Origin of the sequence: Methanobrevibacter millerae, assembly GCF_001477655.1 — an archaeon.
GTDB lineage: Archaea > Methanobacteriota > Methanobacteria > Methanobacteriales > Methanobacteriaceae > Methanocatella > Methanocatella millerae_A.
In genome coordinates this window covers 2303803-2315045 of the sequence record NZ_CP011266.1, presented here as the reverse complement: position 1 = coordinate 2315045, position 11243 = coordinate 2303803, and the positions used below count along the sequence as shown (strand labels likewise).

The window sequence follows — 11243 nt, the reverse complement described above, 5'->3', positions numbered from 1 at the left end:
TGCATTTCTATTTTATCTTAATATGAATGAAGTTTACACTCATCGTTTAACAAATGATTTAATTAAAAAAATCGTACAGGAAGATTTAAAATATTTTGCATTATTCAATAAGATATCTAATGATACTATATTAAGATTGATTTCATATTTGGCAGTTAAAAAACCTGGAACTACATCTAAATCTGCATTGGCTCAAAGCCTTAATCTAAATATTAGAACAGTTAATAATATTTTAAATGCTTTAGAATAGTCTCAGCTTATTTTTAGTATCAATGCATATGGGTCTGCAGGTAAAATCCTAAATAAGCCTAACATCATTTTTTTCTACACCTTGTCTTAAATCTGCAATTAATTATCGTATAGGTAGATATGACTTAAATCATGAGAAATGTTATGCGGTTCTTGCTGAGAATATGGTTGTATCCACATTAAAGAGATTGTGTGATGAATCTTTTAACTTCATGTCTTTTTTATTTTTCAAATAAAAAGGGTGTTGATTTCATTGAAAAATTTCGATGATGTAATTCCTATTGAGTAGATGTTGGTAAAAAGAAAACGAAAAGCCAATTAACCCGAGCACAAAATGAATATTGCTCTGATTTTGGAATATTGATATCTAATAGAACAAATAGTATTGAATTTGGGAATGATATTATATACATTCCTTTAATTGATTTTTCATTAATTTAATAATATTTGGGGTAATGCTATATTTTGATTAAAATTATAAAAAAGAGTGGGATAATTAGCTATGTGGAAGAGTAGCTAATTAAATACCTCTTTGAATTTATCTTTTAAGCCTTTTTCAACGTGCTTTATTTCTTCGCCGCTGACTTCGGCAAATTGAGTCAATAAGTCTTTTTGTTTTGAATTTAATTTTTTAGGAACAACAACAGTTACAGTAACATAAAGGTTTCCTCTTGCAGAATGTCTTACAGAAGTCATTCCTTGACCTTTTAATTTGAATACTGTTCCGCTTTGGGTTCCCGGCGTTATTTTAAACTCTACTTCCTTACCTTCAATTGTTGGTATGCTTATGATGTCACCCAATGCTGCCTGCGGAAAACTTATTTGCTGTTCGATGTATAGGTGGTCTCCTTCGCGTTCGAATGTTTTGTGATGCTTGATGTGGACGGATACTATTAAGTCTCCTTCAAGGCCTGCTTTTTCACCACAGTTTCCTTCACCAGATACTCTTAGGTGGTTTCCTTCATTCACACCTTCAGGTATTTCGAGTTTAATTGTTTTGGTTTTTCTAACACTTCCTTTTCCATGACAATCGTCACATGGGTCAGTAATTATTTTACCTGTTCCTCCACATTGGCGACATGGTCTCACGTTCACCATTTGTCCGAGGAAGGTGTTGCTTACTTCTTTTATTTGACCGGTACCTTTACATGTCGGACAGGTTTCAGGGTCATGGCCAGGCTTTGATTTTGAACCGTTACATGTTGGACAAAGCTCGCTTCTTGTGACTTTAATCTCCTTTTCACAACCGTTGAATGCTTCTTCAAGAGTAATGTGGACATCTGTATAAATATCTGATCCTCTTTGTGGACCAGTTCTTCCTCTTGAGCGTGAACCTCCACCAAAACCGAATAAATCGAAGATATTGCCAATATCAAATCCTTGGAATATGTCATCAAAGTTGACATTTTGATAGAAGTCTTCAGCAGTGTATCCTTCCATTCCTGCATGACCGAATTGATCGTATCTTTGACGTTTTTCATCATCAGACAAAACTGCATAAGCTTCACTGATTTCTTTGAATTTTTCTTCAGAGCCTTCTTCTTCGCTTACATCAGGATGGTATTTCATAGCTAATTTACGATAAGCCTTTTTAATTTCCTTTTCATCAGCTGTTTTATCGACTCCAAGGACTTCATAGTAATCTCGTTTGTCTGCCATTTATTCACCTTAAAATTTATTTAAAAAATTAGATAAAAAAATAAAAATGTTTCATCTCTCTGTTAGTTTATTTTTATTGATTCTGATTCTGATAACTACTTTTGAGATAAAACATTTATTCAATAAATCTAATCATCTTTTACTTTGTAGTCTGCGTCAATTGTGTCGTCATCATCATTTGGAGCATCTTGAGCGCCAGCATTTGGATCTTGGCCGGCAGCTTGCTGAGCCTGTGCTTCAGCCTGTGCTTGCTGATAGATTTTTGCACCAATTTCTTGGACTACTTTTTCTAATTCTTCGGTTTTTGACTTGATAGCGTCAACATCGTCTCCGGCTATGATTTCTCTTAATTCACCAACTAATTTTTCAACATTTGATTTTTCATCTTCGGATACTTTATCTCCAAGTTCTTCTAATGTTTTTTCAGATGTGTAAATTAATGAGTCTGCATTGTTTCTGATTTCAATTTCTTCTTGTTTTTTCTTATCTGCTTCAGCATTCATTTCTGCTTCTTTGATTTTTTGTTCAATCTCTTCATCAGATAATTTGGTTGAAGAAGTAATTGTAATAGCTTGCTCTTTTCCGGTTCCTTTGTCTTTTGCAGTAACATTGATAATACCGTTTGCGTCAATATCGAATGTTACTTCAATTTGTGGAACACCTCTTGGTGCAGGTGGAATTCCGACCAATTGGAAACGTCCGAGGGAAGTGTTGTCAGCAGCCATTCTTCTTTCACCTTGAAGTACGTTGATGTCTACGGAAGGTTGATTGTCTGCTGCAGTTGAAAAGATTTGGCTTTTTTTGGTTGGGATTGTAGTGTTCCTTTCGATTAAGGTTGTTGATACTCCACCGAGAGTTTCAATACCTAAGGATAAAGGAGTTACATCTAATAATACTAAATCTTTAATTTCTCCAGCTAATACTCCTCCTTGGATGGATGCTCCCATGGATACACATTCCATTGGGTCTATTCCTCTTTCAACTGGTTTACCAATGAATTTTTCAACATATGCCTGTACGCATGGCATTCTGGTAGGTCCACCGACTAAAATGATTTTATCAATTTCACTTTTGCTCATTTTTGCATCATCTAATGCTTGTTGCATTGGTTTACCTGATTTTTGAATGATTCCATCAACTAACTCTTCTAATTTAGCTCGGGTTAAACTTTCGATTAAGTTTTTAGGAGTTCCGTCAGATCCCATTGCAATGAATGGCAAGTTTACTTCGGTGGTTAAAGTAGTGGACAATTCGATTTTTGCTTTTTCAGCAGCTTCTCTTAATCTTTGTACTGCCTGATCGTTATCTCTTAAGTCAATACCTTCTTTTGCTTTGAATTCATCAGCTAAGTAGTTGAGCAATACATTATCCATATCAGTACCACCGAGTTGAGTGTCCCCGCTAGTGGATTTTACTTCAAATACTCCTCCACCGAATTCCATGATGGTTACGTCTAAGGTACCTCCACCTAAATCGTATACCATGATGTTGATGTCATCGTCATCCTGTTTGTCTAAACCGTAAGCTAAACTTGCTGCGGTTGGTTCGTTTACGAGTCTTACTACATCAAGACCAGCAATGGTACCTGCGTCTTTGGTTGCAGTCCTTTGGTTGTCGTCAAAGTAAGCCGGTACGGTAATAACAGCTTTTTCAATAGGTTCTCCGAGGAAGGTTTCAGCGTCCTTTTTGATTTTTTGCAAGATGAATGCTGAGATTTCCTGTGGGGAATACTGTTTTCCGTTAGCAGTTACTTTTTTGTCGGTACCCATCAATCTTTTGATTGCACTGATGGTGTTTTCTGGGTTGGTTACAGCTTGTCTTCTTGCTGGTTCACCGACTAACATTTGACCGTCTTCAGTAAATGCAACATAACTTGGGAAGGATTTACCGTATTGGCTTGCACCTTCTGCTGAAGGGATAGTGGTTGGTTTTCCTCCTACAAGCACGGATGCTGCTGAGTTACTTGTACCTAAATCAATACCAATAATTTTTTCTTTTTTATTATCTGACATAATTATCACCAATTTTTTTAATTTAATTATAATTTAATAAACATGATTATTTTTTACAAACGATTACTTTTGAGTATTTTAAAACTTTGTCTTTATATGTGTATCCTTTCATCAACTCATCTATAATATATCCGTTTTCGACGTCTTCGCTTTCCTGAACCATCAATGCTTCATGTTTGTTCAAGTCGAACTTTTCGCCTTTTGCAGGGATTTCTTCAACGCCTTCTTTTGTTAGGATGTCTTTGAATTTATTGTATATGAGTTCAACACCTTCTCTGAAATCTTCATCCTTTTCAATTGTTAGGGATCTTTCGAGGTCTTCGTAACAATCGATGAATTCTTTTATGAGATTTTCATTTGCAAATTTTACAACTTCAGCATTCCTTTTATCAGTTATTTTTTTGAAGTTTTCAAAATCTGCCTGAAGCCTTTGAGATAGTGATACATATTCTTGAGTTTCGCCTTCTTGCTTTTCGAGATCTTCCTTAAGGGATTCAATCTCCTCATCCTTTTTGGCTAACTCCTCAAGAAGTTCATCATATTTTTCTTGAAGACTTTCGCTTTCTTCTACTTCTTTTTCTTTTTTCTTGTCTACCATTAACTCACCCTATTGTTTATTAAAAACTCTTTGTAATAACTCATTGCAGAGAATTACTATTTTTGTACTTTGACAATTCGGTTTTTAGGAATTTATGGACATATAGGAAAATGGTTCATCTTTTAAGAGTTATTACTCCGAGTTTTTGAAACCAAATATTAAAGTAACAAAAAGTTATCTTTCTCCTACATTATTATAGTAACAAAAGGTTATATAAAGGTTTCGATTATTTGAATTAACTTTTTTGAAAAAATAATTTTCTAATAATATATTACATTTAAAAGATTAGGAATTTATTTTTAATAATTTAAAAATAAGTTATATTGATTATTCTGTGGTTAATGTTTCGTTTTCTAGTTCTTTTCTTGTGAATCCGCTTAGTTCGATGGCTTTGTCAATTCCTAATGTATTTTTTAATTCGATTGCTAGATTAAATCTTCCTTCTTTTATTCCTTTTTCTATTCCTTCTTCCCTTCCTATTTCTCTTCCTTTTTCCATTCCTATTTTTATTCCCTGTTCCAGTATTCCACTGTTCATTACTTTTTCATATATTTCATCAGTGTTCTCATTCATTGTTATCTCCTTTTTTGAGTTTTGCTTTATGGTATTGTAATTGGTATTATAATTGAAATTGAACTTTTTTGGTGGGTTAATTTTGATTTGTTTTTTGATATAAAAATTAAATGGTAGGGGAATTTTTTTTGCTAATTCTCCTATTATGTTAAATTTTTGTTTGTTTTGGTGTTAATGTTTCGTTTTCTAGTTCTTTTCTGGTGAATCCACTTAGTTCGATGGCTTAGTCAATTCAATAAAGTATTTTTTAATTCGATTGCTAGATTAAATCTTCCTTCTTTTATTCCTTCTTCTCTTCCTTCTTTTCTTCCTTCTTCTCTTCCTTCTTTTATTCCTTCTTCTCTTCCTTCTTCTATTCCTTCTTTTATTCCTTTTTCTATTCCTTCTTCTCTTCCTATTTCTCTTCCTTTTTTCATTCCTATTTTTATTCCCTGTTCCAGTATTCCACTGTTCATTACTTTTTCATATATTTCATCGGTGTTCTCATTCATTGTTATCTCCTTTTTTGAGTTTTGCTTTATGGTATTGTAATTGGTATTATAATTGAAATTGAACTTTTTTGGTGGGCTAATTTTGATTTGGTTTTGTAATAAAATTAAATAATATGGGAATAAATTTAGTAATTCCCTTAATATGTAATTTTTATCTAAATGGTGCAAGAATACCTCGACTTCTTTAAGTCGAGGATGATTGCACAAAAAGGGCATTAGTTATCAAATGCTCTTGGTTATTCTTTATATATTGTCGGTTGATATATTATATTTTGTGTTCAAAATTAATTGAAATATAAAATAGATATTTGATGTGTTTTATCATGTTAGGTGAGTGTAATATTGTTAATGAAGGTTTAAAGGTTAAGTTGTATCCTGATAAGGTTATGGTGGATAAATTTAATCGGAGTCTGGGCAATGTTAGATTTGTCTGGAATAATTTATTAACAGAATACCAAAAAACCTTTGAATTATTTAAACAACATGGTTATACAAAGCTAAAATGCAATCAAACCACATTCAATACAATGTTAACAATGTTGAAAAAGGAATATTCATTTTTATATGAAAGCGAATCTAGCACATTGCAGCAAGTCTATCGTGACTTAATACGCTCATTTAATGGATTTTTTAAAAAAAATTCCAATTATCCAAAATTCAAATCCAAAAAAAATCCAAAAAACGGATTCAGAATACAAAACAATAATAATATCAAAATAACCAGTAGCATAATTGTTTTACCTGTATTGGGAGAAGTACATTACCGTACCAGCCCACAATATAAACAATTACTAAAAGAATCCAAAATCAACAACGTAACCATCAAAAAAGAACACAACCATTACTACGCAGTTTTCAACATCGAAACAGAAAAACAACCCATGGAAAAGACAGACAAAGCAGTAGGAATTGATCTAGGCATACGAACACTAGCCACCCTCAGCAACGGACTAAAGATAACCAATTTAGACACCACACACGAGGATAAAATGATCAAAAAATACTATCGAGTCTTATCCCGAAAAAAATACAACAGCAACCGCTACAATAAAATACTAAAAACACTAGGCAAATGGATACAAAGAAAAACAAACAGAATAAATGATGCATACCACAAATTAAGCCACTACATAGTAAAAAACTACGACATAATCTGCATGGAGAGCCTAGACATCAAAGAACTATTCCAAAATACAGATTTAAGCTCACGCCTACAAAGCATATCATGGAAAAAACTAGTAGAAATGATAAAATACAAATGCGAGTGGTATGGAAAAAAATTCATCCAAATAAGCAAATGGTTTCCTTCAAGCAAAATTTGCAGCCAATGCGGATACTACTGCAAAGACTTAGGCGACAAAAAAGAATGGACATGTCCACATTGCCAAACACACCATGACCGAGACATCAACGCCGCAAAAAACATCAAAAAAGAAGGATTAAGGCTTTTAATGGATGAAACATTTGTGAACCTCAGGAACTGGGGGGATAGCACGGTAATTCTACTTTCGTGGGAAAGTACTGGCCCGTGAAGTAAGAATCCTCGACATCTATATGTCGAGGTAGTTCAAATTCCATATATCTTTTTAAATCATTTTTTTTTAATTTTCACATCTTGAAATTCAAAATTCAACAATATTCCTTCCCGTGTTTCAAACACCAAATCTGTAAAATAGTTTTTTCCATTTAAACTATTCAGTTCATTTCTATATAATCTAATTATATTATAATTCAGTCCAAAAGCATCAACAAATTGCTGTCCAAAAAGTATTGCTGATACTTTGAAGAACTTATCGATATTTTGATGTGCCATTTTCTCACCTTGGAAAATTCTGTATTACTAATTTTTCAATATGTAATAAATATAAATTGTTGAAGTGCGGCTATGTGAAAAAATGAAATTGGTATATTAATTTTTCAAATATTATAGTAACAAAAAGTTATATAAATGTTTTGATATAATGTATAATCATGACTGATACAAATGAAATTAAAAAAAATACCAAGTTTCAAAATAAAGGTAATTCTTCTTCTGATGGTATAGAAATCAGGGGAAATTACGGTAGTGATCTTGGAGAAATAGATAAAGAAGATATTTTAGATGTAATGGGCTGTAAAACAAGAAGAGATATAATAGACCTCTTAAGAAGGGAACCGATGTTTGTAAGTGAAATCTCAAATGAACTTAATGTCGGTCAAAAGGCAGTTATCGCTCACTTGAGGGCTATGGAAGATGTGGGGATATTGAATTCTTCTTATAAAAAGATTTTGAGGGGAAGACCGCGTAAATATTATGATCTTGACAATGAAGTGACTATACAGATTACTATAAATAAGAATTCATTTGATGTAAATTTCCAGGACACTCGCGACACTCTGCAATTGCCTTCAGGTGATGAATGGTCCAAGTTATTGGATATAGAAAAAAGATTGGATAATGGTCAAATGGAAGCCTTAGAGGAATTAAAAAATCAAATCAGATTATATGATAATTTAAAGGCAAGAGCTGAATATATCCTTGAGAGAACTCTAAGAAGCAGATAATTGATAATTTGTATTAGTTATAACTTTTTTTATCTTTTTTTATTTGTATTGTCTATTTTTTAATTTTTGCAACAATTGCCTGACCTAGGCTAACTGAACCGTCTCCGCAGCATGTGTTTTTATGTTGCAGGAAATTATACTCCTTGGATTCAATATAATTTTTCACTGCATCAGTAATTGCTTCATTATAAAACACTCCACCTGTTGCTCCAATATCTTCAAGTCCTTTCTTGTCTGCGGATTGGATTGCAAGCTCGCTTAACCCTTCAGCTATTGTTTTTTGAGCGGCGCAGGCAATGTCTGATTTTTTATATCCTTTTGAATATAAATTAACAACCTCACGAAGAATTTCAGAGGTATTTAAAACGTTATCTTCAATAATCAAAGGCAATTCTAAATCATTTGTTGAATAATATGCTGCTGATTCAAGCTTCATTGATGCTTCACCTTCATATGTTCTTTCATTGCATATTTCCAAAGCTGCTGAAACTGAATCAAGAACTCTTCCAGTACTTGTGGTCACTCCTACATTGATTCCTGCATCAAGCTGTCTGAATATATTTTTGATTTCGATTTCTCCATATTTGAAATGCTTTACATAATTTTTAATCATCTTTTCATCTTTTAAGATGCTTAAAAGCATTCTGATTGGGTACCTTGTTGCAAGGTCTCCGCCAGGCATCTTCTGTCTTTCCAGGTGAGCCATTCTCTCATAATCTTTAATGTCAGTGTAGAGAATTTCTCCTCCCCAGCTTGTGTGGTCATCGCCATATCCGGTTCCGTCTGCAGCTATTACAATCATCTCATCAACTTCATGGTCGTTTGCAAGGGCGACAGCATGTGCATGATGGTGCTGGACTGGGATTACATCAACTCCAAATTCATAAGCCAATTTCGTTGTGAAAAATTGTGGGTGTAAATCACATGCAACTGCATCTATATTGCATATCTTTGTTATTCTTTTCATATGCTTGATAGAACTTTTAAGGAAATCAAGTGTCTTTACTTTATTGGTATTTCCGATATGCTGTGATGGGTATGCAATGCCTTCAGTTGCAAGACAAAATGTAACATCAAGTTCCGGACCTAAGGATAAGACATTCAAGTCATTTACATCATAATTTATCGTGTATGGCTCCGGAGTATATCCTCTTGAACGGCGAATGAATGAAAGCTCATCATTTCTGAACCTGATTACCGAATCATCGCATCGGTTTAGGATATTACGGTTATGAATCAATGAATAGTCGCTGATGCCGTTGATGATTTCTTCATTGTCAATCATCATTGGCTCGCCTGGGATGTTTGCGGAAGTCATAACATAGGTGTCAATTTCTCCTTCATCAAAGAGAAGATAATGCATCGGGGAGTATGGAAGCATTACTCCAATGTTGTGAAGGCCTGGTGATAGGCTTTCCGGGAAGTTATAATTATCATTTTTCTTTAAAATAACAATTGGCCTTTTGTTGGAAGTGATGGTTTCGATTTCTCTAGCAGATAATTTCGCATACCTCTTTATGGCATTCAAATCACTGCTCATAACAGCAAAAGCCTGGTTTGGCCTGTTTAATCTTGATCTTAATTCTGTTATTGCATTATCATTATATGCATCAACAACAAGATGTGTTCCACCAATACCTTTTATTGCTAAGATTTTACCTTCTTTTAACTTGTCGGCACCTAACTTGATGGGATTATCTGATTCAATCATGGAATTCCCATTATATATTGCCATTTGAGGTCCGCAGTCGCTGCAGCATATCGCCTCGCCATGATAACGTCTGTCAAGGGGATTTCTGTACTCAACCAAACACTCATCACAAAGGGGAAACTCATCCATTGATGTCTTGTCCCTGTCATATGGAACGCTGTCGATTACGGTAAATCTGGGTCCGCAGTCTGTGCATGCATTGAAAGGATATTTGTAGCGTCTGTCTTGAGGGTTTCTGATTTCTCCAAGACAGCTGTCGCAGATTGCAATGTCCGGTGGAATTACACTTACTCCGGAATATGAATCTGAACTTTCAACAATCTTAAAATCATCATAATCCTTTTCATCAATGTCAAGGACTTTGATGGAGTCAATTCTAGCTATTGGAGGCAATTCATTTTGAAGCCTTTCAATAAACAAGTCAATATCATTTCCTTCAAGGATGATTTCAACCACATTTCCCAAATTTCTGACATAGCCATTCAAATTCAAATCAGTGGCTAATCTATATACATATGGTCTAAAGCCGACACCCTGAACAATTCCTTGAGTTAAAATCTTTTTTGCTGTCATAAATATTATAGTATTTGGGCTTAATTTTTAATAAGTTTTTTTAATGTCTTCAATCTTAATAATTATTATGAGGGAAATACTTGAAAAATTAATCAATGAGGAAATTGATATAAAAACTGCAGAAAACCTGATAAAATCACAGACAATACTGGAATTTGATGAAATTGCCAGGTTCGACTCCAAACGTCAGGACAGAACCGGTTTTCCAGAGGCTGTTTTTGCACCAAGCAAGGACTATGATGACCTGCTTTTAATCATTAAAAGTTACTTTGAAAGTGAAGACCCTCAAAACTTAATAATTACAAAACTGTCTTTTGAAAGATATGAAAGGTTATTGGATGACTTGGATTTTCCAGATTTAATTTTTGACTACAATAAAAAGGCTCAAATTTTAGTCATAAGGGTTGATGAAAGCAAAACTGAACCTGTGGCTAAAATTGGAATTATAACTGCTGGAACTTCAGACATAAACATTGCAGAAGAAGCAAAGGTAATCGTTGAGGAAGGGGGATGCGAAGCAATAACCTCCTATGATATAGGGGTTGCCGGAATCCACAGGCTTTTCCCGCAAATTGCATATATGATGCGGGAAGGTGTTGATGTGTTGATTGTATGTGCCGGAATGGAAGGGGCGCTGCCGTCAGTTGTTGCGGGTCTTGTTGACATACCTGTAATTGCCGTTCCAACGTCTGTCGGATATGGCGTAGGTGAAGGCGGTCGTGTTGCACTTGATTCAATGCTTCAGTCATGTGCACCCGGCATTGCTGTGGTGAACATTGACAACGGATTTGGGGCAGCTGTATTTGCATTAACTATTGTAAAGAGTAGATAAT

Annotated in this window: 11 protein-coding genes; 4 read left to right on the top strand and 7 right to left on the bottom strand. The window is 34.2% G+C overall.

Annotated elements, in window-relative coordinates; translation table 11 throughout:
• Positions 1 to 22 precede the first annotated feature (22 nt).
• Complete coding sequence (locus SM9_RS10535) at positions 23 to 250, top strand: hypothetical protein (RefSeq protein WP_157064731.1); 228 nt, start codon at positions 23 to 25, stop codon at positions 248 to 250.
• Between the two features lie 515 nt (positions 251 to 765).
• On the opposite strand, the gene dnaJ is transcribed toward SM9_RS10535, so the two are convergent.
• The 5 genes from dnaJ to SM9_RS10510 form a co-directional block, all read right to left on the bottom strand.
• Positions 766 to 1908: a molecular chaperone DnaJ gene (dnaJ, locus tag SM9_RS10530; RefSeq protein ID WP_058740095.1), complete on the bottom strand. Its 1143-nt coding sequence runs from the start codon at positions 1906 to 1908 to the stop codon at positions 766 to 768.
• A gap of 128 nt (positions 1909 to 2036) precedes the next feature.
• A complete protein-coding gene (gene dnaK, locus SM9_RS10525) occupies positions 2037 to 3920 on the bottom strand; it encodes a molecular chaperone DnaK (protein WP_058740094.1) in 1884 nt (627 codons plus the stop codon).
• 46 nt (positions 3921 to 3966) lie between these two features.
• On the bottom strand, positions 3967 to 4518 hold the full coding sequence (locus tag SM9_RS10520; RefSeq protein WP_058740093.1) for a nucleotide exchange factor GrpE: 552 nt from the start codon (positions 4516 to 4518) through the stop codon (positions 3967 to 3969).
• A gap of 327 nt (positions 4519 to 4845) precedes the next feature.
• Positions 4846 to 5091 (bottom strand): hypothetical protein, encoded by a 246-nt coding sequence (locus SM9_RS10515; RefSeq protein ID WP_058740092.1) that lies wholly within the window; start codon positions 5089 to 5091, stop codon positions 4846 to 4848.
• Positions 5092 to 5318: 227 nt separating this feature from the next.
• Positions 5319 to 5582, bottom strand: a complete 264-nt coding sequence (locus SM9_RS10510) for a hypothetical protein (RefSeq protein ID WP_058740091.1) — start codon at positions 5580 to 5582, stop codon at positions 5319 to 5321.
• Between the two features lie 323 nt (positions 5583 to 5905).
• Here SM9_RS10510 and SM9_RS10505 point away from each other — a divergent pair, with 323 nt between their 5' ends.
• Complete coding sequence (locus SM9_RS10505; protein ID WP_058740090.1) at positions 5906 to 7114, top strand: RNA-guided endonuclease TnpB family protein; 1209 nt, start codon at positions 5906 to 5908, stop codon at positions 7112 to 7114.
• Between the two features lie 59 nt (positions 7115 to 7173).
• Here SM9_RS10505 and SM9_RS10500 read toward each other — a convergent pair whose 3' ends face one another.
• Entirely contained in the window at positions 7174 to 7395 is a 222-nt protein-coding gene (locus SM9_RS10500) for a hypothetical protein (RefSeq protein WP_058740089.1), read from the bottom strand.
• A gap of 158 nt (positions 7396 to 7553) precedes the next feature.
• Between SM9_RS10500 and SM9_RS10495 the strand changes: the two genes are divergently transcribed.
• Positions 7554 to 8126: an ArsR/SmtB family transcription factor gene (locus SM9_RS10495; protein WP_083495904.1), complete on the top strand. Its 573-nt coding sequence runs from the start codon at positions 7554 to 7556 to the stop codon at positions 8124 to 8126.
• A gap of 52 nt (positions 8127 to 8178) precedes the next feature.
• Here SM9_RS10495 and hypF read toward each other — a convergent pair whose 3' ends face one another.
• On the bottom strand, positions 8179 to 10410 hold the full coding sequence (gene hypF / locus SM9_RS10490; RefSeq protein WP_058740088.1) for a carbamoyltransferase HypF: 2232 nt from the start codon (positions 10408 to 10410) through the stop codon (positions 8179 to 8181).
• Between the two features lie 67 nt (positions 10411 to 10477).
• On the opposite strand from hypF, the gene larB reads away from it, so the two are divergent.
• Entirely contained in the window at positions 10478 to 11242 is a 765-nt protein-coding gene (gene larB / locus SM9_RS10485) for a nickel pincer cofactor biosynthesis protein LarB (protein ID WP_058740357.1), read from the top strand.
• Position 11243: the final 1 nt, after the last annotated feature.